We start from the raw sequence: 25,562 nt of genomic DNA on the forward strand, positions 1-25,562 counted from the left end.
ACGCTCACCCCAGCACGAAGTTGGCCGGCAGGCTGGAGTACTGGATATTCGAGCTGGTGATGCCGACCAGTACCGCGGTGCCGTCACCGACCGGCCGGTACACGGGCCCGCCCGAGTCACCGAGGGAGATGCCGGTGTATCCGTCGCATCGGGTCCCGCTGGTCAGGCCGTACCGGCAGACCGGGTCACCTTCCGAATCGGTCGCGACCAGCCGGTTGCCATCGGGCAGCGTGTTGTGTGTCCGTGTGCCGGGCATCAGAGGGATCATGGCCCAGTCCACGTCGGGAAGCCGGGCCTCCCCGAACAGCCAGAGTGTGCAGTGTCCCGCGGTGAGCGCGACCGGCTGTCCGTCCGCATAACCTGTCGCGGTTATCGAACACAGCCCGATCGACGATCCCGGCCCCACGGCGATTCCCTCGGCGCTGCCGGGAGCGAACAGCGCCGACCCCGTAGCAGCGGAGCCCGTAGCCGAAGAGCCGAAAGAGGCCGAGCCGAAATCGAGCAGCGCGGATCCCGTATCGGCACCGGCCCCCGGTGCGAGTGCGGTTCCGGCGACAGCAGCGGCCAGACCGAATAGTGCGACAACACGTTTGTTCACCGGTGTGGATCGAACCCACGTCCTGGTCATGCGCGATAGCGTACGGTTCCACCGCCGAGGCTCGGTGGAACTCGCGGCCGAGAGTCTCCCGGTGCGCCGTTCTCGATCCAGAACCCACCGCGCTCGGCACTGCGCGAACCGAACGATGCCACTAGCCTGGCACCGGCTCCTACGACCGGCCGTTTCGGACGCAGGTGGCGTGCCATGCGGCGACCGACCCGGTCACGGGGCCGACCGTGCACGAACGTCGAGTGGAGACGCGTATATGAAAAAGGCCTGCATGATCGCGGCGATGTCCTTGACCGTCCTGGGGTTCTCGGGAGCGACCGCCGCCGCCCTCCCTTCCGGTAGCGCCGATCTGCCCGGGCTGCCCGGCGCACAGCAGCCGGGCCCGCCCCCGCCGCCGGACGGCAAGAAGGTCGGTGACCCGTGCACCGCCGGTGGCGGCGTGCCGGGGCACTACGAGTGGGTGCACCTCGAGAAGAGCGCCGCCGAGCACTACGGGACCGAATGGATGTTCGTCTGCCAACCGAACTGACCGGGTGGACACGGCGGTGCGGTACCAACCGCACCGCCCCCGCACTCGGCGCGGTCGCACATCCTTCGCACCGAACCCCGGTCAGCGCCGATCGCGTACGAGCAGATAGTGCAGCCGAAGCGCGGTGGCCCGGCCGATCGCCAGACTGTGATCGGTACGCACCAGCCCCGCACCGTCCGGGAAAACATCGAACCGTTCGTGAATCGGCACCCGCGCCGCCCAGGTCCGCGCCCCCTCCACGACCGTGACATACGCGCCATCGGCGCCGAAAGCACCCGGCGGGGAGACCAGCCGCAACGCCCCGCTCTCCCCCACCTCGGGCCGCAGGAACACCTGCACATTCCCCAGCGGCAGCGGAAACGACACGTGCACACTCGGCTGCCCGGACCCCGGCAGCCGCGTCACCCGATAGAACCCGCTGTAGATGTACTCCCCCGTGGCCCGCGACGTCCGCAACCACGCCGCCCCGCGATACTCGCCCCGATCGTCGAACAACGTCTCGACCCGGCTGTCGATCCCACGAGCCGTATCCAACGACCGGATCGGCAGTGCCAACTGCCCTACCCGGCGCCCGAAGAACCGCGTGATGAATCGGCCCCCGAGCGCGAACACCGGCGACCACTGCACCCACGCCTCCATCCGCCACGCGGCGGTGTGCTCGTAGAAATCCCGAACGTCGGCGTGCAGGCGGGCCGGATCGAACCCCACCCCCGCGAGCGCGCCGATATCGGGAAGCAAACCGGCGGTGGGGTTGTCGTCGATCCGGCCACCCACCCGCTCGGCCTCGGCCCGCAACCAGTTGTCCGCGACGGGCCGGGACAGGTCGGTGAGCACGGGCGCCCGCAACCACCGATGCTCCCCCTCCACATCGACCTCCCGACCGAACGTCCTCCAATACCGCCGGGTCGCCCGATCCACCATCGACCATGTATCCACGCGAGAATCATTGCCGTTCCGCGGCGCTTTGGTCGAGCGCCTGTGGACCGAGGGGACTCATAACTCTTCGGAGGCAGATGATCTTGTGCCCGTGACACATGACATCTGAACTGTCAGACTGCATCCGTGGAACGCGGGGTAGAGCTCGAGCTACGCAACATGATCTTCGATCATCTGACGAAGCAAGTTGCCGACAAGGGCACTTTGACTCGGACCGAACTCGCCACCTTCTCCGTTGGAGGTCGGCCACAGCGGCTGATCGACCAGAACCGAGGCATCTGGAACCCCCGTGATCTTGCCGCGACGCTCTCGATCATGTCCAAACCGGACAGTCCCTACGACGATACAGAGCTGAACGATTCGACATTCGTGTACTCGTACCGCGCGGGCAGCACCGACGGTGACAATCGCAAACTCCGGAACGCTTACAACCTCCAGCTGCCGTTGATATTGCTCCGGTGGATCAAGGACGGCGTCTATGTCCCCGTGTTCCCGGTATACGTGATCCATGACGACCCCGAGCGTCGACGGTTCCTCCTCGCGCTGGATGAGCGACTCTTCGATGCCGAGGACCCCGTTCATCTCAAGCCGATCGAACGCAGCTATGCGCAAACGGTCAACCGAAAGCGACTACATCAGCCCGAATTCCGGGGCCGAATTATGACGGCCTATGGCAACAAGTGCAGCGTCTGCAGGTTGGGTCACCGCCAACTGTTGGACGCCGCGCATATCACGCCCGATGGCGCGGAGCACGGAGTGCCCGCCGTCGACAACGGCCTGTGCCTCTGCAAGCTCCACCATGCCGCTTTCGACGCCAACCTGATCGGCATCTCGCCTGACTATCAGGTAGTCGTCAGTCAAAAGCTCTTCGAGAGCAACGATGAGAGCCCGGTCGTCCAGCATGGATTCCTGCATTTCGACCGTCAGTCCTTGGACGTGCCGAAGTCGCCTCGCCAACGCCCTTCACCCGAACGGTTGGATGAAAGGTTCGCCGAATTCAGGGCCGCTGGTTGACCGGCTGATACAGCGAGAATTCTGCAACGATAGGTGACGATGCAATATCCGACATGGTCAGAGGAAGAGCTCATCCTCGTCTGCGATGCGATGATGTCGTTGGGCTGGAAACAGATTCGATCGCACAATCCCCTGGCGGCCGAGCTGTCCAAGTTGCTCCGTCATCGGGCAAACCGAATACACAACGACGTCGGCCCGCAGTTTCGGAGCGTCGGGAGCATTTCCCGGAAGTCGGCGGATATCCGGACCGGACGTGACGACCACACCGGCGCAAAGACTCGCGGAGGCAGGCTGGACGTCGAGATATGGCGACGTTTTATCGATTCTCCGGACGAGATGCATTGGCTGGCAGTCGAGATCTGGGAAAGGTATGCCCCGGCCGAGAAGATTTCGGCGCCCCATGGCGCGCCGAAACCGCGTCTGGATACCGCATTCCCGACACCGAACCTTCCGTGGGGAGGAAAGGTCGACAGTTCGCGGTGGTCGGAAATCGGTCTTGCCGGCGAACTGGCCCTCGTGGATCTTCTGGCAACTGCTGCACCTGAGCTATCCGTGGACCATGTCGCCGCTACCTGCGACGGCCTCGGGTATGACATTGCGGTTTCCGGCAGAGCCCAAGGACACCTCGAGGTCAAGTCGACCACTCGACAAACCGGCCTCACCCTCTATCTCAGCCGAAATGAGTACCACGCCCTGAACCGTGACCCCGATTGGGAACTGGTCGCTGTGCGAATGAATTCGAACCATGAGCCGACAGCGGTCGCGACCGTGCCGAACGACTGGATATCCGATCAGGTTCCCGCCGACCGAGGTCCCTACGGGCGTTGGGAGTCCTGCCGTTTGGTTGTTCCCCCGCATATACCGGTCTCGGGAATCTCGAGGCTCGGCATCGCGTCGAGCGCCGACACCGCAGGCAGGCTGCTGAGTGGCGCGAGCGAGTGGGTCGGTTGAAACTACGTGCATAACTGAATGCATGCGGCGGTCCGGACAGTAGAAGTGCCGGTCGACGCCGGTCAGAGGTTCAGATAAAGCCGTTCACACGGGAGACGCTGGAGATCGGCCGGGCTCTCGGAGAGGATGGCAGCTGTGTGGCTGCCGTGGCGCGCCGTCCACTCGTCTAGAAACAGTCGCGCGGCGCTGGGGTGAGCTCGATATTCGAAGCGTAGACCGTGCAGAAAAACTGTGAGACAGACATCGACGCGATTCCGATCATCTCGACTGCCGGTCATCAGCGCACTTGGCCGAGGCCGGTAAGCAACCGTTCGAGGACCGCAAGAGATGGCCTCGTTCCCGACTTGCCCCGTTCGGCGGGTGGGAACGCAAGGCCACGTGCGGCGGCTCGTTCGCGAGGACTACGGGTGGCGGGGATGACCTTGCCTGCTTCGACCAAGCGTGCGAAGGCGGCCGCCTTGCGGGGACAGTCCAATGGGTTGCACGTCCGATGTGCCTGCATGGTGCTGTGCGCGTCGCTGATTCGCAGGCGGGTGCAGGGTTCGCCATGCCAGATCTCCGGCAACCAGTGGGGAGCTTGTGACGTACTCCTGGCGCCTGAACCAGCCTTCATCCAAAGCTGTCCCGGGCACACCGTCATGAGGTCGCAGCTGTCGCAGACGCGACCGGGGTGATTTTCGAGATGAGAGAGGTCGGGGACGATCAAGGTCGCCGTGTTCGTAGCGCGGATGATGTCGAGGACATGGCCGATCGGATCCGGAATGGAGTCGGGGCCGATTCGCACGATATAGATCAGCGTGTGGCCCTGGCGCCGAGCCAGTAGCCGCATCGCTTCAGTGTGGTGAACCTGATTCGACGAGAGCTCCGTTCGGAGGTAGCCGATCGCGCGGGGTCGGTCGGGATGCATGCTTCCCGTCGAATGAGTCATATCTGCGGCGCCTCGGTTCGGTCGGATATGTGGAATACGTTCGGGCACTGTCTGTTCGACTCCGGCGTGGCGGAGCAGTGTTCATGACACACTTCGAACGGCCCGATGTCCCACCGAATCGGTGCCCCCGAACAAGGTTCTGCATAGAACCAGGAAGCCAACCGTGCGAGGTGGGAGGCTTTCGTCGCATCGGTGAATCCTGTATCCCCGAAACGGAGGATGAAATGCCCGAAGACCCCGGCGGTACCGGATCGACGCTGCCCCGGCGCCAACTCGGAAGGCACTTGCTGGAGTGGCGGACCCGTGCCGGTTACACGCAAGCCAAGGCCGCCCAGCTCTTGGAAATGGGGGCAACCAGCCTCGGTCGACTCGAGAAGGGAGAGAACTCACGCATCAAGACCCGAGATATCCAGGCCGCCTGCGACCTTTACGGGGTCCCGGAAGATCTGACGTCAGCCCTGGTGGGGCTCGCGAAACAGGCGAACGTGAAGAACTGGTGGCACCAGTACGGAGATCTGATCCCGAAGGGCTTCGATGTCTACGTGGGCCTGGAAGCGGCTGCCACGAAAATCCTCTCTTATCAACCAGACCTGGTGCCCGGGCTGCTTCAGACCGCTGACTACGATCGCGCTTTGGCTCAGGAGCAGCGTCCAGATGACGATTCCCTACAACAGGACGGCCGTGTCCAGCTCAAGATGCAGCGCCAGAGGATCATCACCCGCCGTACGCAGCCGGTCGCACTGGACGTGGTGGTCGGAGAGGCTGCACTTCGGAGGACAGCAGGAAGTCCTGGTGTAATGGCTATGCAACTTCGGCATCTGGCCGATATGTCCACCCGAGACAACGTCGATCTGGCCATTCTCCCCTTCACTGCGGGCTTCCCCGGAGGGCTTTCCATGCCTCCGTTCGTAGTCCTCCTCTTCGGTGAGTCGGCTCCCGGTGAACCAGTGGAGCCGCCGGTCGTTTTTCTGGAGGGGGTCGTCGGCAACATGTACATCGAGGATCGAGACGATGTAGCGAAGTTTCTCCGGACGTACGATCTCATCAGAGGTAGGGCGATTGCCGGGCCGGATAGCCGACAAGCGCTCAGAGAGTTGGCAAGGGAGCGGTGAAGGTGCGCACTGACCTATCGGATGCGAGCTGGTTCAAGAGCAGCTACAGCCAGCACGGCGGCGAGTGTGTGGAGGTCGCACACACCTCCGACGCGGTCGGTGTTCGAGATTCGAAGAACCTGAACGGTTCCGTGCTTGTTTTCTCGCCGAGCACGTGGGAGGCGTTCCTCCGAGCAGTCTCGGCCGCTAGTTGACCCCGAAGACCGAGGCCAGACCGATCTGCAGGAAATGGTCATGGGTTCGGGAGGTTTTCTACGATCCGTCGCGTGACCTCTTCGAGCGCGGCGGCATCGGTGCCGTGGACGGAGACCATCGGTTCCAAGCCGCCCGAGGACGAGTCGGAGTCGGAGTTCAGCTCCGGCCCGACTACCGCGTTGTATGTCCGATGGCCGTCCCCGCCGTCGTAGAGGTAGACGGGGTCTCCGGCAACGGTGAACACGGCCTGCCTGGATACGAAGCCGAGGACCGGCTGATACTTGTATTCCACCAGGATCTCGTCACCGCGGAACGTGAAACCGCAGGTCCACAGGGTTTGGTTTGCGTCGAGTACGGCGCCGTCCGTTGCCCTGGGCACAGCGCACGGGTCCTGGCCGGTGAGCGCGGTGACCACCGTGTCGGGCGAGGTGCCGGTCGCGGGTTCGGCGGCCCACTGGCGCAGCGCGGTGGGTAACAGCTGTTCGATGATCGGGCACGGATCGGTGCCGGGCTGCGTATCGGCCTGTAGGAAGAAGTGCGCGGTCGATGGGTATCGGACCGTGGCCGAGCAGCTGCGGCTGGTGAGTTGCGCCGGATCGACTCCGGGCCGGGTATCGGCATCGGATACCGTCCACACCGTGGCGTCGCCGACTTTTTTCGTGGTGCCATAGGGCATTTCGGATTCGGGAGCGGGTTCCACGGCCACACTCCACTTCACCGTGGTCTCCTCGGACGGTGTCGCGGCCGTCGTCGCCTCGCAGGCACCCGGCCCCGATGTGCGCACCGAGAACTCACCCACCTGCGCCAGGTCCTCGGCCGGCAGCAGGGCGCAAACGTCGAGAGCGCGGGACCGGGTCCGGACCTGCTGCGACTGGACATCGTCCTGCGGGACGGTCAGCCACAATGCGTCCGTTCCGGCTGTCGGCGATTGCGGTTCGGAGCTGCACCCGGCGGCTGCCATCAGGGCGACGGCCAGTGCGGACCACCGCATGCCCCGCCGGGTCCGGCGGGGTAGTGAGAGCGACGACATGTTTCCCCCTGAACTCTGGGCAGCCGGATCAACACTGTGCTCGACGGGCACAGTCGGCGGCTGTCCCGACCCGGCGGCCCATCGGACTGCGGCGGGTCCCCCCGTGGCGGTCTCCGCGGAGGTTATCAGTGCCGGCAGCGGCCGGCTGGGGGCGATGTGGTCGGCCGATGCATCGGTGATCGAGATCGGGCGGGCGGCGGCCGGGCAGCCGGTAGAGTTCGGCTCGGTTCACAGACGGGGAGGTTCGATGCTCGAGGTTGCGCATCTGGTGCGCCGGTTCGGTGAGAAGACAGCGGTCGACGATGTGACTTTCGGTGTCGAGCCGGGGGTGCTCACCGGGTTCGTGGGGGGCAACGGCGCGGGTAAGACCACGACCATGCGGATGATCATGGGTGTGCTGGCCACGCACGGCGGCGAAGTGCGCTGGAATGGGCGGCCGGTGACCGTGGCCGATCGGCGCGGCTTCGGGTACATGCCCGAGGAGCGCGGGTTGTATCCGAAGCAGCCGGTGCAGGATCAGCTGGTGTATCTGGGCCGGCTGCGCGGACTTTCGGCCGCCGAGGGGCGGCGGCGGACCGCGGAGCTACTCGAACGGTTCGGGCTCGGAGACCGGGCGAAGGACAAGCTGGAATCGCTGTCGCTCGGCAATCAGCAGCGGGTGCAGATCGCGGCGGCGGTGGTGGCACAACCGGGGGCACTGATACTGGACGAGCCTTTCTCCGGGCTGGATCCGGCGGCGGTCGATTCGATGGCGGAACTGCTGGCCGAATACGCCGCGCGAGGGGTGCCGGTGCTGTTCTCCTCACACCAGCTGGATCTGGTGGAGCGGCTGTGTGATCGGCTGGTGATCCTCGCGCACGGCCGGGTGGTCGCCCAGGGTTCGGCGGCGCAACTGCGGGAGACCGGCGCGCTGCGGTATCGGCTGCGGGCGAACGCCGACACCGGCTGGTTGAACGAGTTCACGGGGGTGAGTGTGATCGAGCGGGACGAGTCGGGGGTGCTGCTCGAGCTGACCGGCGCGACCACCGACCAGGTGCTCACCGAAGCGCTGGCGCGCGGGTCGGTGCGGGAATTCGCCGAGGTGCGGCCGTCGGTCGCCGAGATCTTCCGGGAGGTGACGGCATGACCGGGACGATTGCGGGCCGGGCACGGCCGGGCCGGGCGGACGCCGCCCAGCGGGGCGTGTGGCGGATCGTCACGGAACGGGAGGTCATGGTCAAGCTGCGCGACCGCAACTTCCTGATCTCGACGGTCGTCACCATCGTGGCCATCGTCGCATCGCTGGCCATCAGCGGTTTCCTCAGCGGGCGCACCGAAACGATCGAGATCGCCGTGACCGGACCGGACGCGGGCAGGGTGGTGCAGGCGGCCGACGCCCTCGCCGATACGGCCGGCGGTGATGTCACCTTCACCGGCCGCCCGGTGGCCGACCTCGCCGCCGTCGAACAGCAGGTGCGTGACGGGGAGGTCGACGCGGGCCTGGTCGCGGAACCCGGCGGCTGGCGGCTCCTCGGTAAGGATTCCGAGAACGACGACGTCGCCACCTATGTGACCACCGCCGCGCAGCAGCTCGCGCTGCAGCGCAATGCCGAGGCCGCGGGCACCTCACTCGACGAGCTCGGTCGTGGCGGTAGGGTGCACTACGACGTGCTCGACGAATCCGCGGTCGACCCCGGCTTCGCCCGCATCATGACGGTGGTCTTCGCGTTCCTGTTCTATGTCGCCTCGCTGCTGTTCGGCATGTCCATCGCGCAGAGTGTGATCGAGGAGAAGCAGAACCGGATCGTCGAGATCCTGGCCAGCGCGATTCCCCTGCGGCAGCTGCTGATCGGCAAGATCGCCGGGAACACCCTGATGGCGTTCGGGCAGCTGGTGCTGTTCGCGGGTGCGGGTCTGGCCGGGTTGGCGGTGCTGGGTAACACCGATCGCATCGCCGGGATCGCCGGTGCGGCGGGATGGTTCATCGTGTTCTTCGTCGTCGGGTTCCTGGCCCTGGCCAGCCTGTGGGCCGTCGCCGGTTCCCTGGCGACCCGCAACGAAGACCTGCAGTCCACGTCCACCCCGCTGAGCATGGTGATCATGCTCGTCCTGTTCCTCGGCATATTCGCCACCGGTACGGCGCAGACCGTGACGTCCTACATCCCGATCGTCTCCATCGTCACCATGCCGGCCCGCCTGGCCGCGGGTACGGCCGCGGCGTGGGAACCGTTCGTCTCGCTCGCCATCATGGCGGCAGCGGCCTACGGGATCGTGGTGGTCGCGGAACGGATCTACCGCCGCTCACTGATGCAGACGCAAGGGCGCCTGACCTACCGGCAGGCGCTCAGCGTCGAGGACTGACGGTTACCGATCCACCCTCGGCGTAATCGAGCTCGGAGTGGGCTCGGGTAGGAACCGTTGCCGGCGCGATGGACAAATCCGACTCGACACCGACGGCGAGATTACTTCCGGCCGAAAGACGAACGACGACCTGGCAATCCTGACTGCGACCAAGGACCTGATGGGCGGGGCGTACACGTGCAAATGAACCCCACAAGCCGAGGGCGAGTCCGGGTGGTCCTGCTGGCAATCCTTCTCGTCGCGGGAATCGCGGCGGCGGCGATCTGGTGGATGACCAGGCAGAACGACGCGGAGAAGTACCTCGACAGCGTCCGGATCGAGGGCTTCACGAAGGTATGGGATCGCGGATACACCGAGGATCCCGGGCCCGTGGCGGAGGCGGTTTTCGCAGGGCCTGCTGTCGACGACGTGAAGTCGAGAATCGAGGGACCCGGTCTCGGGCTCGAGGTACCCGAGAAGCCCATCAGCACTCGGGACAACCCTGATCGTGGACCCGAGGACAGAAGCACGGTGTACGAAACAGTCGCTGCGGGAAGCGCCCCGGGGCGGTGTTTCGTCTCGGTTCGGCAGGTATTCGAGTTTCCCGACCCGGATTGGAGCCTTTCCGATCAGCAAGTAGCGGGAATGAAGGACGGATCTCTCGACGTCTACTTTCTCTTGACGACCTGCGGTGGTGGGTGACAGCGGGACACCACAGGAAGGTCGGCAGCGATTTCCTCGAGCTCGTTCTTTCGACCGACAGAAGGGGCCGCTGGCGCGTCCGCACCGTCGGCCCCTTCGTCGTGATCCCTACGGGTCAGGTGTCGATGACCTGCGTCCCTCCCGCCGCGTTGTCATGCCACCCCTGCTTCGTCGGACTCCCGTTGATCGTCACCGCGATCGCGATCGCCGCCACGAACCACAGCAGCCCGCCCACCCACGGGATCAGGTTCAGCAGCATGTAGGCGTTGCGGACCGCGGAGTCCTTGAAGCTCGGTTTGGGTGCACCGCCCGACCCGTTGACGTGCAGGCCGAGGAGTTTCTTGCCGGGTGTCGAGCCGGAGGAGACTTCGAAGAGCACGAAGTACAGCCAGCCGAAGCCCGCGCCGGGCAGTACCGACACCCAGTCGGGGGCGTCCCAGACCACGCCCAGGAGCCAGAAGAAGATGGCGCCGATGATGCCGGCGATGATCCAGTCGACGAACCTGGCTACTGCGCGTTTTCCCAGGCCACCGGGTTTGATACTTGTCGCCTGACTGTATGTGGGGTCGAATCCACCTGCGGTCATCACGCCTCCTAGCGAACGCTGTGTGGCTTCGGGTGCCTATCAGGTGCTGCACGGCATGTCGATCTTCAAGGATTCCACAGGCGGGGGTGCGGGCGTGGGTGCCGATACTGATTCGTGTCCATCCTGAGCTGCATGTTCAACCTGGATCAGGGGGTGCCTTCGGTCCACATGCCGATGGCGACGGCGGCGAGCGCGTCCAATCGGTCGCGGGAGACGCCGTCGCGGGCCTGCTGGGCGATGCCGTTGAGTACGGCCATCACGTAGCGGGCCAGGGCGTCGGGGTCGGGGGCCGGAACGGGTGGGTCGTCGGCGCGGATCTTGGCGGCGAGGAGGGCGGTTTTCTGCTCGCGGATGTCGTGGAGGACCCGGCGCACCCGGGGGTCGTCGGTGCCGGCGTCGCCGCTCACGATCAGGCAGCCGGTGGGGAGTCCCTGCCGGGTGTAGCGCTCGGGCGCCTCGGTGAACAGCCGCGTGACCGCCCGGCGCGCGTCCGGCTCCTCGGTGAGGGCGGCTTCGATGAATCCGCCGTAGGCGTGGTCGTAGACGTTCGCGGCCTCGGCGAACAGGCGCTGTTTATCGCCGAAGGCGTTGTAGAGGCTGGGTGCGGCGATGCCGAGGGCCTCGGTCAGATCGCGTACCGAGGTGGCCTCGTAGCCGCGGGTCCAGAACAGGCGGATCGCGCTGTCCAGGGCGGCGTCGCGGTCGAAGGAGCGCGGACGACCGCGTGTTGTCGCTGCCATGAACACATTTTATAGCGGTCGCTCAAGAATGTGTTACCTTTCTTTCTGTAACGGTCGATAAAGAAAGACGGGTCATGGCAGCTCTGGCAGGTAAGACGGCATTGGTGACCGGCGCGGGGCGCGGGATCGGGGCGGCGATCGCGCTCCGGCTCGCGGCCGACGGCGCCCGGGTCGGGGTGCACTACGGGCGCAGCGCCGAGGCGGCGGAGGCGGTGGTCGCGCGGATTCGGGAGGCGGGCGGGGCGGCGTTCGCGTTCGCGGCGCCGCTCGGCGCGTCCGGGGACGCCGAAGCGTTCTGGACGGCCTTCGACTCCCACGCCGACGGGCTGGACATCCTGGTCAACAATGCGGGCATCCTCGGGGAGCCGGTTCCGTTCGCCGAACTCACCCGCGAGGCCTACGACGAGGTGTTCGCCGTGAACACCACGGCACCGGTGTTCCTGGTGCAGCGGGCGCTCACACGACTGCGCGACGGGGGGCGGATCGTCAACGTGTCCACCAAGTTCACGCACGGGATGCGGGTGCCCGAGTTGCTGGCGTACACGATGTCGAAGGCCGCGATCGACGCCTTCACCGCCACCCTGGCCAAGGACCTCGCGCCGCGCGGGATCACGGTGAACGCGGTGGGGCCGGGTGGGGTCGACACGGATATGAACGCGGCGCGGCTCGCGACGGCCGAGGGCCGGGCCCGGATGGCGGGGCAGTCACCGTTGGGCCGGGTGGCCCGACCCGACGATATCGCCGATATCGTGGCGTTCCTCGCCTCCGGCGACGCGCGCTGGGTCACCGGGCAGTGGATCGATTCGACCGGCGGGGCGATCCTCTGATGCCCGCGGCGGTCTGGATCATCGGGTTCGCCATCTTCGCCCAGGGCACCAGCGAGCTCGTACTCGCCGGGATCCTGCCGGAGATCGCCGCCGACCTCTCGGTCACCATTCCGCAGGCCGGTCTGCTCATCTCGGGTTTCGCGCTGGGGATGCTGGTCGGCGCTCCGATCCTGGCCGCGGCGACCCTGCGGGCGCCGCGGCGGCGCACGATGCTGATCTTCCTCGGGGTGTTCGTGGCGGCGCATGTGATGGGTGCGCTGACCGACGACTACGCGGTCCTGTTCGCCACCCGTTTCGTCGCGGCGTTCGTCTACGCGGGGTTCTGGGCGGTGGGCGGTGCCACGGCGCTCTCGCTGGTCCCGCCGCGGCGGCGGGCGCGGGCGATGAGCATCGTCGCGGGCGGTCTCACGGTCGCCACGATTCTCGGGTTGCCGGCCGGGACCTGGATCGGGCAGCACCTCGGGTGGCGCGGCACCTTCTGGGTCATCGTCGCGCTCACCACGGTCGCCGGGCTGGTGGTCGCGGCGCGGGTGCCGGATCTGTCACCGGACAACCCGCCACGGGTCCGCACGGAGTTGCGGGGGATGGCCGATCGCAGGCTCTGGCTCTCCTACGCGCTGACGGCGGTCTCCACCGCGGCGCTGCTGGGCACTTTCTCCTATCTCGCCGCCATGCTGACCGAGACCACCGGGCTGGCGCCGCGCTGGGTGCCGCTGGTGCTGCTCACCTACGGGGCCGGATCACTACTGGGCGTCGCGTTCGGCGGAACACTGGCCGACCGGTATCCGCTCGGCGTACTGGTATTCGGGTTCACCGGACTACTGGTCACCTCCGCGCTGATCGGGGCGACGACCACCCATCCCGTCCCACTGGTGGCCGGGGTCTTCCTGCTGGGCCTGATGGGGTTCGGCACGAACCCGGCGCTCAACTCACGCGTCGTCGCGATCGCGCCGACGGCGCCGACGCTGGCCGTGGCGGGCAACACCTCGGCGTTCAATGTGGGGATCAGCGCCGGGCCGTGGCTCGCGGGTACGGCGCTGACCGCCGGACTCGGCTATGTCGCGGTGCCGTGGATCGGCGCCGGGCTGGCGGCGGTCGCGCTGGTTCTCGTGGGCGTCGAGATCGCCACTGTGCGGGCAGAGCGGAACCGGGTGGTGCGGGCGGATTCCGGTTCGGTGGCCGGCTCGCCCGAGGAAGGTGACGGGGCGGTCGGTCGCGTGCCGGTGTCGTGCGCGAACTCGGCCACCGGATGAAACGGCGACCGGTGATCGGCGCGGGTTACGCCTTTCGCAGCGGAGGGGGCTGCCAGCGTCCGTCCAGCACGTCGCGGTGTGGTGCGTAGAGCCGCATCGTCACCCCGAGCGGGCCCCGGGGCGCGGGCAGCCAGTTCGGTTCGCGACCGGGGCCGGGGTGGGTGTGCTGGAGGTACAGGTCCAGTGACCCGTCGGCGTTGTAGGACAGCGGGTCGCGGTCGCCGAGAGCGAAGCGGTCGAGTTCGTTGGCCACCTGGAAACCCTGCTCGTCGTACATGGTCACCGACCAGAACGCCGCCACCGGCGGTAGCTCGTTCTTGTCGAAATGCAGGACGTAATCGTGTTCGCCGGTGACCGGATCGCCGTCGGCGTCGGCGAACAGCAGCGGGTACACGGCGTCTTCGGCGGGATTGGCCCCGAGTCCGGCCATCGTGACCATGGCGCGTTTGAGGTAGAAGTTCCCGTACACGCCCATGGTCTCGGTATTGGTGGTCCAGCCGTTGGCCTTGCTGCCCAGTGCGGTGGTCGCCGTGCGCATGGCCTCGAAGGCGTCGGCGCGGCCGGCTTCGATCTCGGCGAGTGGGTCGCCGGTGAAACGGCCGGCGTCGAAGGGTGTGCCCGCGACGATGCCGAGCCGCGTGAGGCGGGCCAGTATCGCCTGGTCGGTGAGATGTGGCGGGATGGTGGCGAGCAGGCCGGCGGCGTAGGCGAAGTAGTCCGGGGCGCTCATCTCGTGGACGAGGGTCAGCGGCTCGGCAGCGAGATCGAAGGCCGGGCCGGGCGCCTGCCCGGCGGATTCGCCCAGCGGGGTGAGGGTGAAGCCGTCCTGGATCGCGTGCACGGCGGCGTAGTCGGCGGGTCCGTTGGTCTGGGTGCGGCCGATGATCCACACATACGGGGTGGGCGCCGGGATCTCGGTGGCGCCCTCGGGCAGCGGGCCCCGGTGGCCGGGGGCGGTGACCACGAAATCCGCGGCGCCGGTTCCGGTGGTGCGTTTGCCCGGGTTGGCGAAGACATCGGTCCACATATCGAGCATCGGCAGCATGTAGTAGCGGTCGCCGGTATCGGGCGCGTGCACGACGACCGGGCCCGCGGTCAGATCCAGCCAGGCCGTGGAGTACAGGGTGTCGAAGTTGGGCCGCACCACCGCGCGGAAATCGGCGGCCGGGAATTCACGCATATGGTGGAACTCGTTGGGCGGCCCGAACCCGGGACGGGCACCCGCCGGGGTGCCGGTCTGCTGGCGTCGGCTGATGTCCATGGTCACGAGCGGGTAGAAATACAGCGTCGCCTCGTAGCTCAGCGTCCGGAGATCATCGGACAGGGTGCTCACCGCTCTGCTCCTTCCACCGGGATCGGATCTACCGGCGGAGTCCCGCTCGCCGGCCGTCGGCGCAAGGCTCCCAGGGACGTGGCCGGCGCACCTCACACATTTCGGGTGAAGACCCCGGCCGACTTCCGGCGCTCCGGCGGGATTCCACCCGCCGCGCCCCGGCACCGGATCGGCGGACGGGGCCACGGCGGGTCGGTGGCGGTCACGCGTGCTGCGCCGCCAGGCTCCTCTTCGAACGCCGGACCGCCCACACCATCACCAGGACGGCCAGCGCCGTCAGCGGATAGCCCATGGCGATGCGGGCGAATGCCAGCCAGCCGGTGTGATCGCCGTCGTAGAGCCACTGCTGCACCACGAACCGGGCGGCGAACACGGCCACCAGCACCAGGGTGGCGATATCGTAGGCGCGCAGCGAGACCCGGTCCCGGCGCCAAGCGTTACCGGCGCTGTTGAGCGCGTTCCAGACCAGCCCCACCAGTGGGCGGCGGACCACCACGGTCAGTAGCACCAGCACCGCGCAGATGAGGCTCTGCCAGATGTTCAGCAGGAAGAAATCCTTGGCCGATCCGGTCCAGTAGGCGACGCCCGCGGCGACCGCCACGCCGAACAGGCCGGACACGGCCGGCTGGACCGGTTCCTTGCGAAGCAGCCGGAACACCGCCAGCGCGACGGCGAAGGCGACGGCGCTCCAGATCCCCGCCGACAGTCCCCCGATGGCGTTGGCCACCACGAAGACGATCACGGGCAGGCCGGAGTAGATCACCCCGGACAGCCCGCCCATCTGGTCGAGCAGGGTCGGTTTCGGTTGTTGTTCCACGGTATCCGCCGACTCCGCGGTATCCGCGTGGTCGGGAGCGGGTCGGCTTGTGTCGGTCATCATCGTGCGTCCTCCCAGGGCGTCACGGGCCGGTGCCCGCACGCACTTCCTGTCGTTCGCTGTCCTGATCCAGCAGACACTGTGCCGTTACGGCACAGTCAAGGGAACCGGATGGGCCACAGCTCCTTTCGGGTGCGCGGCCATCACATTTCCACGGCTCCGACCTGCGCACCATGGGAAAATTGTGCGGTGAGCGACAATTCGGGAGTTGTGTGTTTCCGGGACCGCATCCGAGTTCGCCACGCTAACCTGTGGCGATGCGCCCACGACTGCGTCGGTTCTGCATGATCTCGTTCATCGTTCTCGCCTCGGCCGCGTTGTCGGTGTCCCATGCCGCCGCCGCACCGCACCGGGCCGGACTACCACCCTTGGACTCCGGATTCCTCTGGGGTGTGGCGTCGTCCGGGTTCCAGTCCGAAGGCCGTTCACCCGACAGCAATTGGACCCGGTATATCGCGGCGACCCCCGGGTACGACCGTCCCGGTGATTCGGTGGATTTCTACAGCCGCTACGAATCCGATATCCGCCTCGCCGCGGACCTCGGTGTCCGGGTGTTCCGCATCGGGATCGAATGGGCCCGCCTACAGCCGGCACCGGGCGTCTGGGACGAACAGGCCTTCCGCTTCTACGACGCGGTGCTCGCGAGCATCACCCGAGCGGGTATGCGCCCCATGATCACCCTCGACCACTGGGTGTATCCGGGCTGGATCGCCGACCGGGGCGGCTGGCGCAGCCCGACGATCGTCGAGGACTGGCTGGCGAATATGCGGGCCGTCGCCGACCGCTACGCCGCCCTCGACCCGATGTGGGTGACCGTGAACGAACCCGTCGCCTACATCTCGCACGAAACCGGCCGCGGCAATGCCGACCCCGCCCAGATGCTGGACCGGATCGCGCAGGCGCACAACAGCATCTACGACCATATCCATCACGTGCGGCCGAACGCTCAGGTGACCAGCAATGTCGGTTATGTAGCCGGTGCGGAGGCGCAGATCAACGGCGCCCTCGTCGACCGGATCGCCGCCCGCCTCGACTACGTCGGAATCGACTACTACTGGGCCTACGACCCGGCCCGAACCGTCATCGACACCCTCGGCCGCGCCGCCGGATCCGCCGTCCCGCCCGGCGCGCCGATCTGGGAGCTGCCGATCCGCGCCGAGGGTATGTACTTCGCCCTGCGCCACTATGCCGACCGTTTCCCGGGCAAACCCCTCTTCGTCGTCGAGAACGGTATGGCCACCGACAACGGGCATCCGCGCGCGGACGGCTACACCCGCAGCGCCCACCTCCAGGACACCGTGTACTGGATCCAGCGCGCGAAAGCCGACGGGATCAACGTGATCGGCTACAACTACTGGAGTCTCACCGACAACTACGAATGGGGCAGCTTCCGTCCCAGGTTCGGCCTCTACACGGTGGACACCACCACCGATCAGAGCCTGACCCGCCGGCCCACCGACGCTGTCGCCACCTACACCCGGACCATCGCGGAGGGCGGTGTCCCCGGCGGCTACCTGCCCACCCGTGGCCCGGCGCTCTGCGTCCTCGTCGACCCGCCCGCCAGCTGTCTACGCCCGGTCACCGGTTAGGCGCTGTGCGGTCCGGCGGAATCGCCGACACCGCCGCCGCCGGAACGTGGAGCGAAAGCCGGCCGCGCCGCCGATTCCGGTCAGCCGCGCAGGGCGCGATCGAACAGAGCCAGCAGTTCGCGGTAGTGCCGCTCGGCGGAATCGGCGTCGTAGGCGGCGGTATCGGCCTGGGTGTAACCGTGCTGCGCGCCTTCGTAGGTCTCGGTGCGGTGGCGGATACCGGCCGCTTCGAGCGCCTCGTCGAATTGGGCGAACTGCTCCGGCGCCTTGCGCACATCCTCTTCGGCGTGCGCGAAATACAGTTCCGCCGTGAGCTTTTCGACGAGGAGATGCGGGCTGTCCAGGTCGTCGGTGACGAGCGGTCCGCCGTGGAACCCGGCCACCGCGCCCACCCGGTCGGGGAAGCCCGCGGCGATCAGCACCGCCAGCCGCGCGCCCATACAGTAGCCGGTGACACCCACCTTCCCGCCCGCCACCTCCGGCGCCGCGGCCAGCCACTCCAGGTAGGCGCGGGCGTCGGCGCGCAGCAGATCGGGGGTCAGGGCGCGGATCATCGGGACGACCTGCTGGAAGATCTCCGGCCGGGCCACCGGGTCGATGAGGTCGGGCAGGTCGAGCACCGGTGCGGGCCCGTGCCGGTAGAAGGCGTTCGGCAGCAGCACGGTGTAGCCGTGGGCGGCGATCCGGTCGGCCATCGCCCGCAGACTCGGCCGCACTCCGAAACCGTCCTGGACCAGCAGCACCCCGGGGTGGGCGGCGCCGTCGCCGGGGTGGGCGAGGTAGGAGTCGGCGACACCGTCGGGGGTCCGGATATCGACCGAGCTACCGCGGACTGCCGTCATCGAGAATCCTCCTGTGGTGCCGGACGTTCTCGAACATACTTCCCCTCGTGATTCGACCGGGATCGCGGGGGTATAGCGCGATCAGCGCGTAGTTCCTGTGTAGCCGTTGCCGGACGAAGGAGCACCATGGCCACCCTCCATTTCACCGAGACCACGACCGCGACGCCCGAAGAGTTCGTCGCCGCGCTCACCGATTTCGGCCCCCACCGTGAGGAGCTGTTCGGAAACAGCACCGACGACTACCTCGAGGTGCACCATCGCGGCAGCACCGACGCGGATGTCACGGAAGGGTCACGCGGGATCTGGGAACGTCTGCACTACGACTGGTCGGACCCGCACCGGGTCGTCATGACGACCACCGATTCCAACCTGTGGGGTGGGCACTCGGGCCATACCTACGAGTTCACGTCCCGTCCCGACGGCATGACCGAGATCGACGTCGTCGTGGTCCGGGAAGGCAAGAACCTCAAGGGCAAGGCACTGGGAGCGGTTGTCGGAACGGTCGGCCAGGGGGTGTTGAAGAACGCGTTCCGGAAGACGGTCGACGCCGTCGAGGCCCGCAACCGCGGCTCGAAGCAGACCTGACCCGGACGCACGGTCCGGCGAAATCGAGACCGATTCGTATCCTTCTGTGTAACAAGATCATCGCAGTTCAGAAGCCTGAAATTCGGCTGAAACACATCCCGTGTCTTCGCCGATCTGATGTCGGAACCAGCGGGCCCCCGGTTTCCGGCATTCGTAGTTACTTCAGGCAAAGGACCCTCAGTGGCATATATGAATCGGCAGGAAGAGAACCTCGCCCGCCGCAGACGAACGAATCGGAACACCCTCATCGTGGTCGGGGTGGTGCTCGGCCTCCTGTGCTTGTGCGGGGGTGTCGGCTCGGCATTCGGGGCCGATGACGACACCGAGAAACCGGCGCCGACGACGACCAGCCGGGTCACCCCCACCGCCACCACCACCCGGCCCGCGCCGGTGACCTCGGCGTCACGGACCACCTCGGCCGTACCATCGGCGACCAGTGTCGCGCGGGAGCCGGAGCCCGAGGTGCCACAGGCACCCGCGTTCGTCGAACCGGAACCCTCGCCGTCACCGGTGCCGGCTCCCCCGCCGGCACCGATTCCCGCACCCGCACCCCCGCCGGTGGCGGTGCCCGAGTGGACCCCGGAGCCCACCGTGGTGGCACCCCGGCCCGCACCCGCGCCGTCCGGCGTCACCTACGGGAACTGCTCGGAAGCGCGCGCTGCCGGTGCCGCGCCGCTGTACGCGGGCGAACCCGGGTACAGCCGCAAACTGGATCGCGACGGCGACGGCGTGGCCTGCGAATAACTCCGGTCGACAGCCGCCCCCGCCTTCGGGCCGGGGCGGTTGTCCGACAGGCCCGGGCACAGCGTTCGGCCGGCCGATACCGGCGATCGCCGGTCGCGTCCTACTCGTCGGGTGAGCGGGCCAGGAATTCGGCGATATGTTTGCGGATCTCCTCGTGTGGTGCACCGTGTTCGGTCAGGTCACCCAGATCGAACACGGTGTCGATGGCGGCCCGGATACGGACCAGGGCCACCGGATCGCGCACCCAGTGCCGGTCGGCCAGGCGCAGCGTCGCCACGAGCAGGTCGCCCCGATAGAAATCGCCCGCCGCGAGTGGATCCCACTGCAGCAGGACGACCACCCTCGGCAGCAGGACGTCGACGCCCTGGCCCTGTGAGATCAAGCATCGATAATCCTCGACCGTCAACTCGCCGACCGGTGTGCTCCGCAGGCGGTGCACGGTCCGCATCAGCCGGGTCGCGCCTCGTGACAGCGGCGCGAGGTCGGCGTTCTCGAGCTGATCCAGCGACAGCTCGTCGTCGGCGTCCGCGCACAGTGTCCATCTACCGGCCTCGTACCGGAAGAACAGAGTGGCGATATTGTCCGGGGCATGGGTGATCCGGGCCAGCGCCACGTCCCCGAACACCCGGACACCCGAGATCTCGTACGACGGCTCCCCGACCGGTTCGACAGGTGGACTGTCGTAGGCGGATTCGGAGAGGTTGTCCAGGAACTGTTCGGCTTCCTCGGCGCACATGAGGGCCGCCATCTCGTGGGGCATCTCCCGCTCCAACGCCACCCAGAACTCGTAGATCAGGGCACGTATCTGCGATTCGTCGTCGGACCGTGCACCGGTATTCATTGCAGGACCGTCAGAACTATCGCCAGCAGAACCATGACGACCGTCAGCGTGCCACCCACGACTCCCACGACCCGCACCACCGTATCGGCGGTTTTCCCGAGCCGCTCCTGCGGCTCGAAACCGGCCGCACCCCGGTGGTAGAGGGTGTAGGGGACGGCGTAGTGGACGACGACCGGCCCGGCGGTGGTGTCGATATCGAGGAACGCCTTCCCCACCCGCCAGAACGCGTACTGCGACCACAACCGGGCCCGGTACCGGCCGGGTGGGAGCGCGAGGTCGTTGCGGCCCGTCTTCAGCACGAAGCGGTGTTCGGGCGCGAACTCGACCAGCATCGGCAAACCCCCGGGAAGGGCGGCGGCGCGCGATTCGCTGACCTCGACACTCACGGTCACCGACTCCGGATGCGGCAAAGTCCGACTCATGAAACCTGAATCCTAGAGCCGAATCCGGGTGCCTGTCAGTAGAGCGGGTACCGAGGCCGGGAAGCGGCCATACCTGACGTCGAGTCGAGTGGTATCACTATCGGCAGGCACAGTGACAGGACTGCGGTATCGTTCCTTCGGCTGCGGTTCGGGTCAGTGGCAGTTCTCGTCCTGCCGGGCCGTGAGGGAATCCGGAGGGGGATGCCGTGAACGTCGGCAGCGGCGAGGTCAGATTTGCACGTGGAATCGCGGCGACGGGAGTGACCGGGATCGTCCTGATCGTGGGTGGTTTGGTGGTTGCAAGAATCGCGCGGGCGATGGGGCCGCGGCTGCCCGGAGACTCTCCGACTCGGCGTTAGCCCACCGACAAGGGGCGAGGACCTTTTCAGCAGATTCTCGGGCGTCCGGGTCGGGGACGAATCCGCGTATTTTGCGGATACCGCAATGATCGCGGGATTCGTGGCTCTGGCTGCCCTGATCGCGGCGTGGTTCGTCGGCCGTCGGCAGCGGGATTCCTATCACGGCATTGCCGAGTTGGTCGTGGTGCTGGTATTCGCACCGTTCGGTAAGCTGGTGGCCGGTCCGATGAGGCATCACCTGCCGGGCATCCACACCTACCTCCGGCACGCCTACCGGCACTACTCGCAGTGGCTTCTCATCCTGGCAGCGCACGGGCTTGGTTACCACCGGAATTCTGCTGGTCACGGCTCTCGCCGCGGCACCGGGCTCGCTGCGGTTGCTCTCGCGACGAAGCCTCGTCCTCGCGCTCACGGCCGGATTACTGACGACCGCCTCGCCGCGACCACATCAGCCCATGTCGGTGACGACGCACCGAATATCGAGCATCACACCGCCGCACCGGCCGATAGCCCGGCGACACCCGCGCCACTGGGCACACAACGGTACGCACTGACCACCGCCGACCTCACCGCCGACGGCCGGCCCGCCGATTTGGTGATCGCCGGTATCGGTTTCGTCCTCGCTTCCGGCAGTGGTCTGACCGTGTACGACGGTGCCACCGGGGAACAACGCAGGCACTACCGGCGCAAGAATGTCGACGTCGGCCGTCCGCTGGGCATCGGACTCGCTGCGATCGTTGGACGGCGGAACGGTCGTGGCCGCCGCGTGGGGGCTGTGGGGGTGGAAGGCATTCAACGCTGTCACCGGCGAACTGCTGCGGGACGACGCCGAATTCGACGGACCCGACCACAACCGGAGGAACCGAGTGTCCTCGGGTAGCGAATATCGAGCCAACCTGGTTCTGTTCGAAAGAGATGGCGCCGTGGCGCGCTACGACGCCCGGACCGATGAACTGCTGTGATCGACCGAACCGATTCTACCCGGATGCGTCCGTGGCCTCACTCCGGTGGCCGCGACCAGCAGTGCCGTTTCGTGGTGGCCGGTTGCCCTGGAGAGACGAATACCGTCCGGGTGGTCGCACTGGATTCGCGGACAGGTGGCGGGGACCCGGGATATCGCGCAAGGTATCGAATCGGGTGCGTTGCGATAGACCACCATGCACCTCGATGTGGTCGTGGAGTGGTTGGGCGATCAGCCGGGCAGGCTGATCGCGGGTACTACCGCCGACCTCGCCGCCGCCTCCGAACTCACCAGAATCGACCTGGGCCCGATCGCGGCGGATCCGCACAGCGCCGAGGTGTACGACGGGGAGATACTGCTCGACGCGGCATCGGGGGGTCGACCTATCCCCGAGTGGATTGACCCGCCGATGTGTATTCCGCCGGTCGGCAATCCGAAGCAACGGCGGTTTTGCTGACGGCCGAACTGGCCGAACTCCACAGGATGGGCGAAACTCTCACGCTCCGCATCCTGCCGCGCAGCGCCACCACACCGATCACGATGCAGCCGTTCACTGCTGCCGGGAACTGCGGTGCCCCGGCCGTTCTGCCGTTCCCGGAGCGGTACTGGTCACCCGTCCGCGTGCACCGGACAACGCCCCGGGAATCTTCGGCTTCGCACCCTGAACATACCCGGATCAGAAAGGAAGCGTAGCTGATGTCGGGACTTCAGGGCTCCAAGGTGTCCGACCGCAAATTCCAGGAGGAAACCTAACCTGGCGCCGTTCAGCAAACCGCTTACGCGGATTTATAAGTAGCGACTACACTTAAATTATCACAATCAGACAGCCTCTATGCACGGTGGTCAAATCATCATCGACTAAAGGATCCAAAAAGGCGGGCGTAGTCCCCTTGGGAGACTTTCACTGTCTCCGAGCCATGGCGTGTCAACAATTCGCTGCCGTAAAAGTTAGGCTCCGCCAAGGGGCTCACTCGCAACAGTACAATTGATTTTCCGCGGTACTGCACCAGCCGAGAATCGGAAGCAACTCGAGATGCAAGACGAGGGTCCAGATCCTTGTTCGATCGAATTTTTTGCAGAATCCATTTCCAATAATCGGACAACGTCATATTCACCCGAGAGCATTCCCGCTCTATCCCCACCACAAAGAATCCGCGATACAAAGAGGGTTCAATCGAATCGACAGATTGGATACGTTGACAGTCCTTCTGATTATCGGCTATGCCGAGCACTACGTGCCCAATCGAGTTTGGACCAATGTTCGCCATGGCACTCAGAGTTCGGCAAATTTTGTCGAGCCCGGAAGCCGAAAAATTGCGATCTCCCCAGAGATTGCAAAGCCCCTGCTTAGCGTCCAGAAGCTGCTGCTCAACGACCGCATTTCCCAGGAGCTTCTCAAGCTCAGAAGCCCAACCAAACTTAGAATAGTCTTCGTTATCACCCGACTCGATAAAACAGTCCCTGAGTAGCCCCTTGATCGAATCCACCGAAGCTCGCTTCGCATCGCCCGTCCAATTGGCTCCCCCCTGAATTCGAAGGGCAGTAGCGGCAGTACCCTTCAGACGCTCTACTATTAGCTCATCCTTTTCAGGAACCATTCGATCACGAAACATCATCTCGAATACGGCATCGAAGAGGATTGTGTAATATCGTGTTGAATTACCTCCTCGTGGCACACCGATCAAGGTGGCAAATCTTAGCTTCCGACTATCCAGCCATTCTTTTATGACATCAAATACCCGCAGGAGATCCCGCTCGAGACTATCGCGTCCGTAGCTGGATATCATGGATAGTAGATGAGACTCCCGAATTCCGTCAGAATCGGGGTTGAATCCATAGAATTCGTCTCGCGTCTCTTTCCCAATCGTAGGAATGGGGTCCGAAACGCTGTCAATAATTAGATCCAGGACCAGCTGCTCATCAATCGAAGTCCTGACATCTTCTCTCCGAAGAATACCGTGTCTAACCCAGAAAATATCATCAACCGGGACACCATATGTCAAGTCGCGATTCGTAATGCTCAGCATCGGCATCTTGCTCAATGGCACTAAATCGGAAGGGCTGGTATCACCACGGACACGCGAAGAAATTTTTCTAACCAGATCTGCGAGCTCAGAAACCGTTCCCGCTTGGCGGAGTTCCTGAGAAGACAGACGCCTGCCACCGGAATTTATTCTTCTGAATACCTCATCGATGGCCGAGTCGTTAGTAGCTTTGAAAACCGAGAGCGCAATACAATAGTTAGCCATCTGGACGGCCATATCTCTCGGGACACGCGGTTCCCGCTGAACCAGTTTTCCCGAATCTTTTCTCGACTTAGTGTCGGCCAAGGCATCCAGGTCGAAGAATCGACCATCCACCGGGAACTCATTTTCCAGGAACGCAAATATGGCGTTGAGGCGTTGCATTCCGTCGATTATCTCGAATATCTCATCTCGTCCAGAATTAGTTTCAGCAACAAGAAATAGCGGAAGTGGAAGATTTTTTAGAACTGAATCCGCGAGTTTTTCTTTTTCTTCGACACTCCAGACGAGTTTTCGTTGATACCGCCTGTTAACACCAAAACGATTCGAAAGATACTTGGCATATAGGCTCTGAATACTCTCACTTCTGACAGAGAGTTGAGTACTACTCCGATCGGTCATATCGATCCCCTCGTTGATGGAAGGAGCCGCCCTGCCGCAGCTCCAATGATCTTGCCACCCCAGCCCTACGCGAATAGCGGTGCTGCGCAACCAGCATCGTACACTTACTGTTCCAGAACAGTAACGAATTGAACTGCCCGGCAGTGTATTTCACCACCTTGCGACCTCCAGCGAGCACCCATGCGCGGCCGAACCGGCGGAGTTTGCTCACATAGAACCCACATCAGGGCGCTTCGCTCTCCAGACCATATTTCGGGCACATCCGGAGAGCGCATGAGGACCTCAGGCATGGTGGTGTTGGCAACCGCTGCTGCTCACGGAGGGTCCGCGTACGCGGGGATGAAGTGGACATACCTGACGCGCCCGCCCGACGATCAGTTACCGGATCGCGATTCGCTGACCTCGACACTCACGGTCACCGACTCCGGATGCGGCAAAGTCCGACTCATGAAACCTGAATCCTAGAGCCGAATCCGAGGTGTGTCAGCAGTGCGTACACCGGCACCGCAACGCGGCGCAGGGCGCCGAGCTGCCGTCTGCCGCACCGACCGGTGGTGGTGATCGCGGTACGGATCTACCGCCACGCGCTGCGCGGATACCCGGGCCCGGCCCGCCGGCAACCCGCCGAGAATCGG

At 65.5% G+C, this 25,562-nt stretch carries 27 protein-coding genes; 15 read left to right on the forward strand and 12 right to left on the reverse strand.

Features of this window, described 5'->3' with window-relative positions; genetic code table 11:
• Positions 1 to 4 precede the first annotated feature (4 nt).
• Entirely contained in the window at positions 5 to 628 is a 624-nt protein-coding gene (locus ACZ6SF_RS25140) for a chymotrypsin family serine protease (protein ID WP_466065035.1), read from the reverse strand.
• A 262-nt stretch (positions 629 to 890) separates the two neighbouring features.
• Here ACZ6SF_RS25140 and ACZ6SF_RS25145 point away from each other — a divergent pair, with 262 nt between their 5' ends.
• Complete coding sequence (locus ACZ6SF_RS25145; RefSeq protein WP_449994932.1) at positions 891 to 1,136, forward strand: hypothetical protein; 246 nt, start codon at positions 891 to 893, stop codon at positions 1,134 to 1,136.
• 81 nt (positions 1,137 to 1,217) lie between these two features.
• Here ACZ6SF_RS25145 and ACZ6SF_RS25150 read toward each other — a convergent pair whose 3' ends face one another.
• Positions 1,218 to 2,003: a hypothetical protein gene (locus ACZ6SF_RS25150; protein ID WP_466065037.1), complete on the reverse strand. Its 786-nt coding sequence runs from the start codon at positions 2,001 to 2,003 to the stop codon at positions 1,218 to 1,220.
• Between the two features lie 195 nt (positions 2,004 to 2,198).
• On the opposite strand from ACZ6SF_RS25150, the gene ACZ6SF_RS25155 reads away from it, so the two are divergent.
• Positions 2,199 to 3,086, forward strand: coding sequence for an HNH endonuclease (locus ACZ6SF_RS25155; protein ID WP_466065039.1), 888 nt, complete (start codon positions 2,199 to 2,201; stop codon positions 3,084 to 3,086).
• Positions 3,087 to 3,125: 39 nt separating this feature from the next.
• Entirely contained in the window at positions 3,126 to 4,037 is a 912-nt protein-coding gene (locus ACZ6SF_RS25160; protein WP_466065553.1) for a protein NO VEIN domain-containing protein, read from the forward strand.
• Positions 4,038 to 4,314: 277 nt separating this feature from the next.
• On the opposite strand, the gene ACZ6SF_RS25165 is transcribed toward ACZ6SF_RS25160, so the two are convergent.
• Entirely contained in the window at positions 4,315 to 4,866 is a 552-nt protein-coding gene (locus tag ACZ6SF_RS25165; RefSeq protein ID WP_466065040.1) for a hypothetical protein, read from the reverse strand.
• Between the two features lie 323 nt (positions 4,867 to 5,189).
• Here ACZ6SF_RS25165 and ACZ6SF_RS25170 point away from each other — a divergent pair, with 323 nt between their 5' ends.
• Complete coding sequence (locus ACZ6SF_RS25170) at positions 5,190 to 6,077, forward strand: helix-turn-helix domain-containing protein (protein ID WP_466065041.1); 888 nt, start codon at positions 5,190 to 5,192, stop codon at positions 6,075 to 6,077.
• Positions 6,078 to 6,079: 2 nt separating this feature from the next.
• Positions 6,080 to 6,271: a DUF397 domain-containing protein gene (locus tag ACZ6SF_RS25175; protein ID WP_466065555.1), complete on the forward strand. Its 192-nt coding sequence runs from the start codon at positions 6,080 to 6,082 to the stop codon at positions 6,269 to 6,271.
• Between the two features lie 38 nt (positions 6,272 to 6,309).
• Here ACZ6SF_RS25175 and ACZ6SF_RS25180 read toward each other — a convergent pair whose 3' ends face one another.
• Positions 6,310 to 7,263 (reverse strand): hypothetical protein, encoded by a 954-nt coding sequence (locus ACZ6SF_RS25180; RefSeq protein ID WP_466065043.1) that lies wholly within the window; start codon positions 7,261 to 7,263, stop codon positions 6,310 to 6,312.
• 286 nt (positions 7,264 to 7,549) lie between these two features.
• On the opposite strand from ACZ6SF_RS25180, the gene ACZ6SF_RS25185 reads away from it, so the two are divergent.
• From ACZ6SF_RS25185 to ACZ6SF_RS25195, 3 genes are all read left to right on the forward strand, one after another.
• On the forward strand, positions 7,550 to 8,428 hold the full coding sequence (locus ACZ6SF_RS25185; protein ID WP_466065044.1) for an ABC transporter ATP-binding protein: 879 nt from the start codon (positions 7,550 to 7,552) through the stop codon (positions 8,426 to 8,428).
• Positions 8,425 to 9,642, forward strand: coding sequence for an ABC transporter permease (locus ACZ6SF_RS25190; RefSeq protein ID WP_466065046.1), 1,218 nt, complete (start codon positions 8,425 to 8,427; stop codon positions 9,640 to 9,642). Before ACZ6SF_RS25185 ends, ACZ6SF_RS25190 begins: the two co-directional genes overlap by 4 nt.
• Positions 9,643 to 9,855: 213 nt before the next feature.
• A complete protein-coding gene (locus ACZ6SF_RS25195; protein WP_466065047.1) occupies positions 9,856 to 10,323 on the forward strand; it encodes a hypothetical protein in 468 nt (155 codons plus the stop codon).
• A 115-nt stretch (positions 10,324 to 10,438) separates the two neighbouring features.
• On the opposite strand, the gene ACZ6SF_RS25200 is transcribed toward ACZ6SF_RS25195, so the two are convergent.
• A complete protein-coding gene (locus ACZ6SF_RS25200; protein ID WP_466065048.1) occupies positions 10,439 to 10,909 on the reverse strand; it encodes an RDD family protein in 471 nt (156 codons plus the stop codon).
• Positions 10,910 to 11,055: 146 nt separating this feature from the next.
• On the reverse strand, positions 11,056 to 11,649 hold the full coding sequence (locus ACZ6SF_RS25205; protein WP_466065050.1) for a TetR/AcrR family transcriptional regulator: 594 nt from the start codon (positions 11,647 to 11,649) through the stop codon (positions 11,056 to 11,058).
• Between the two features lie 74 nt (positions 11,650 to 11,723).
• On the opposite strand from ACZ6SF_RS25205, the gene ACZ6SF_RS25210 reads away from it, so the two are divergent.
• Together ACZ6SF_RS25210 and ACZ6SF_RS25215 are read left to right on the forward strand one after the other, a co-directional pair.
• Positions 11,724 to 12,476 (forward strand): SDR family oxidoreductase, encoded by a 753-nt coding sequence (locus ACZ6SF_RS25210; protein ID WP_466065052.1) that lies wholly within the window; start codon positions 11,724 to 11,726, stop codon positions 12,474 to 12,476.
• Positions 12,476 to 13,729: a Cmx/CmrA family chloramphenicol efflux MFS transporter gene (locus ACZ6SF_RS25215; RefSeq protein WP_466065053.1), complete on the forward strand. Its 1,254-nt coding sequence runs from the start codon at positions 12,476 to 12,478 to the stop codon at positions 13,727 to 13,729. Before ACZ6SF_RS25210 ends, ACZ6SF_RS25215 begins: the two co-directional genes overlap by 1 nt.
• A 25-nt stretch (positions 13,730 to 13,754) precedes the next feature.
• Here the strand turns inward: ACZ6SF_RS25215 and ACZ6SF_RS25220 are convergent, their stop codons facing one another.
• Positions 13,755 to 15,062, reverse strand: a complete 1,308-nt coding sequence (locus ACZ6SF_RS25220) for a DUF1254 domain-containing protein (RefSeq protein WP_466065055.1) — start codon at positions 15,060 to 15,062, stop codon at positions 13,755 to 13,757.
• Positions 15,063 to 15,264: 202 nt separating this feature from the next.
• A complete protein-coding gene (locus ACZ6SF_RS25225; RefSeq protein ID WP_466065056.1) occupies positions 15,265 to 15,942 on the reverse strand; it encodes a DUF3159 domain-containing protein in 678 nt (225 codons plus the stop codon).
• Positions 15,943 to 16,196: 254 nt separating this feature from the next.
• Between ACZ6SF_RS25225 and ACZ6SF_RS25230 the strand changes: the two genes are divergently transcribed.
• Positions 16,197 to 17,528 (forward strand): family 1 glycosylhydrolase, encoded by a 1,332-nt coding sequence (locus tag ACZ6SF_RS25230; protein ID WP_466065058.1) that lies wholly within the window; start codon positions 16,197 to 16,199, stop codon positions 17,526 to 17,528.
• Positions 17,529 to 17,608: 80 nt separating this feature from the next.
• Here ACZ6SF_RS25230 and ACZ6SF_RS25235 read toward each other — a convergent pair whose 3' ends face one another.
• Positions 17,609 to 18,370 carry a dienelactone hydrolase family protein gene (locus ACZ6SF_RS25235; protein WP_466065059.1) on the reverse strand — a complete coding sequence of 254 codons (762 nt, stop codon included), beginning with the start codon at positions 18,368 to 18,370 and terminating at the stop codon, positions 17,609 to 17,611.
• Between the two features lie 126 nt (positions 18,371 to 18,496).
• Between ACZ6SF_RS25235 and ACZ6SF_RS25240 the strand changes: the two genes are divergently transcribed.
• Complete coding sequence (locus ACZ6SF_RS25240) at positions 18,497 to 18,955, forward strand: hypothetical protein (protein ID WP_466065061.1); 459 nt, start codon at positions 18,497 to 18,499, stop codon at positions 18,953 to 18,955.
• A gap of 189 nt (positions 18,956 to 19,144) precedes the next feature.
• Positions 19,145 to 19,699 carry an excalibur calcium-binding domain-containing protein gene (locus tag ACZ6SF_RS25245; RefSeq protein WP_466065556.1) on the forward strand — a complete coding sequence of 185 codons (555 nt, stop codon included), beginning with the start codon at positions 19,145 to 19,147 and terminating at the stop codon, positions 19,697 to 19,699.
• A 100-nt stretch (positions 19,700 to 19,799) separates the two neighbouring features.
• Here ACZ6SF_RS25245 and ACZ6SF_RS25250 read toward each other — a convergent pair whose 3' ends face one another.
• Positions 19,800 to 20,540, reverse strand: a complete 741-nt coding sequence (locus tag ACZ6SF_RS25250) for a contact-dependent growth inhibition system immunity protein (RefSeq protein WP_466065062.1) — start codon at positions 20,538 to 20,540, stop codon at positions 19,800 to 19,802.
• A complete protein-coding gene (locus tag ACZ6SF_RS25255) occupies positions 20,537 to 20,962 on the reverse strand; it encodes a hypothetical protein (RefSeq protein ID WP_466065063.1) in 426 nt (141 codons plus the stop codon). Before ACZ6SF_RS25255 ends, ACZ6SF_RS25250 begins: the two co-directional genes overlap by 4 nt.
• Positions 20,963 to 21,406: 444 nt before the next feature.
• Here ACZ6SF_RS25255 and ACZ6SF_RS25260 point away from each other — a divergent pair, with 444 nt between their 5' ends.
• Together ACZ6SF_RS25260 and ACZ6SF_RS25265 are read left to right on the forward strand one after the other, a co-directional pair.
• Entirely contained in the window at positions 21,407 to 22,201 is a 795-nt protein-coding gene (locus tag ACZ6SF_RS25260; protein WP_466065065.1) for a hypothetical protein, read from the forward strand.
• Positions 22,202 to 22,478: 277 nt separating this feature from the next.
• Positions 22,479 to 22,739: a hypothetical protein gene (locus tag ACZ6SF_RS25265; RefSeq protein ID WP_466065066.1), complete on the forward strand. Its 261-nt coding sequence runs from the start codon at positions 22,479 to 22,481 to the stop codon at positions 22,737 to 22,739.
• A gap of 394 nt (positions 22,740 to 23,133) precedes the next feature.
• On the opposite strand, the gene ACZ6SF_RS25270 is transcribed toward ACZ6SF_RS25265, so the two are convergent.
• Positions 23,134 to 24,927, reverse strand: a complete 1,794-nt coding sequence (locus tag ACZ6SF_RS25270; RefSeq protein ID WP_466065068.1) for a GmrSD restriction endonuclease domain-containing protein — start codon at positions 24,925 to 24,927, stop codon at positions 23,134 to 23,136.
• Positions 24,928 to 25,562: the final 635 nt, after the last annotated feature.

It is taken from the genome of Nocardia sp. NPDC049935 (assembly GCF_055586645.1).

Excerpts from the sequence above, each read along its gene's own strand:
- ACZ6SF_RS25240 (WP_466065061.1), top strand. The coding sequence starts at position 18,497 with ATGGCCACCCTCCATTTCACCGAGACCACGACCGCGACGCCCGAAGAG.
- ACZ6SF_RS25160 (WP_466065553.1), top strand. The coding sequence starts at position 3,126 with ATGCAATATCCGACATGGTCAGAGGAAGAGCTCATCCTCGTCTGCGAT.
- ACZ6SF_RS25260 (WP_466065065.1), top strand. The coding sequence starts at position 21,407 with ATGATCGCGGGATTCGTGGCTCTGGCTGCCCTGATCGCGGCGTGGTTC.
- ACZ6SF_RS25270 (WP_466065068.1), bottom strand. The coding sequence starts at position 24,927 with ATGACCGATCGGAGTAGTACTCAACTCTCTGTCAGAAGTGAGAGTATT.
- ACZ6SF_RS25145 (WP_449994932.1), top strand. The coding sequence starts at position 891 with ATGTCCTTGACCGTCCTGGGGTTCTCGGGAGCGACCGCCGCCGCCCTC.
- ACZ6SF_RS25265 (WP_466065066.1), top strand. The coding sequence starts at position 22,479 with ATGCACCTCGATGTGGTCGTGGAGTGGTTGGGCGATCAGCCGGGCAGG.
- ACZ6SF_RS25185 (WP_466065044.1), top strand. The coding sequence starts at position 7,550 with ATGCTCGAGGTTGCGCATCTGGTGCGCCGGTTCGGTGAGAAGACAGCG.
- ACZ6SF_RS25170 (WP_466065041.1), top strand. The coding sequence starts at position 5,190 with ATGCCCGAAGACCCCGGCGGTACCGGATCGACGCTGCCCCGGCGCCAA.
- ACZ6SF_RS25200 (WP_466065048.1), bottom strand. The coding sequence starts at position 10,909 with ATGACCGCAGGTGGATTCGACCCCACATACAGTCAGGCGACAAGTATC.
- ACZ6SF_RS25180 (WP_466065043.1), bottom strand. The coding sequence starts at position 7,263 with ATGCGGTGGTCCGCACTGGCCGTCGCCCTGATGGCAGCCGCCGGGTGC.
- ACZ6SF_RS25215 (WP_466065053.1), top strand. The coding sequence starts at position 12,476 with ATGCCCGCGGCGGTCTGGATCATCGGGTTCGCCATCTTCGCCCAGGGC.
- ACZ6SF_RS25190 (WP_466065046.1), top strand. The coding sequence starts at position 8,425 with ATGACCGGGACGATTGCGGGCCGGGCACGGCCGGGCCGGGCGGACGCC.
- ACZ6SF_RS25165 (WP_466065040.1), bottom strand. The coding sequence starts at position 4,866 with ATGCGGCTACTGGCTCGGCGCCAGGGCCACACGCTGATCTATATCGTG.
- ACZ6SF_RS25140 (WP_466065035.1), bottom strand. The coding sequence starts at position 628 with ATGACCAGGACGTGGGTTCGATCCACACCGGTGAACAAACGTGTTGTC.
- ACZ6SF_RS25230 (WP_466065058.1), top strand. The coding sequence starts at position 16,197 with ATGCGCCCACGACTGCGTCGGTTCTGCATGATCTCGTTCATCGTTCTC.
- ACZ6SF_RS25235 (WP_466065059.1), bottom strand. The coding sequence starts at position 18,370 with ATGACGGCAGTCCGCGGTAGCTCGGTCGATATCCGGACCCCCGACGGT.
- ACZ6SF_RS25205 (WP_466065050.1), bottom strand. The coding sequence starts at position 11,649 with ATGGCAGCGACAACACGCGGTCGTCCGCGCTCCTTCGACCGCGACGCC.
- ACZ6SF_RS25245 (WP_466065556.1), top strand. The coding sequence starts at position 19,145 with ATGAATCGGCAGGAAGAGAACCTCGCCCGCCGCAGACGAACGAATCGG.
- ACZ6SF_RS25255 (WP_466065063.1), bottom strand. The coding sequence starts at position 20,962 with ATGAGTCGGACTTTGCCGCATCCGGAGTCGGTGACCGTGAGTGTCGAG.
- ACZ6SF_RS25210 (WP_466065052.1), top strand. The coding sequence starts at position 11,724 with ATGGCAGCTCTGGCAGGTAAGACGGCATTGGTGACCGGCGCGGGGCGC.
- ACZ6SF_RS25250 (WP_466065062.1), bottom strand. The coding sequence starts at position 20,540 with ATGAATACCGGTGCACGGTCCGACGACGAATCGCAGATACGTGCCCTG.
- ACZ6SF_RS25225 (WP_466065056.1), bottom strand. The coding sequence starts at position 15,942 with ATGATGACCGACACAAGCCGACCCGCTCCCGACCACGCGGATACCGCG.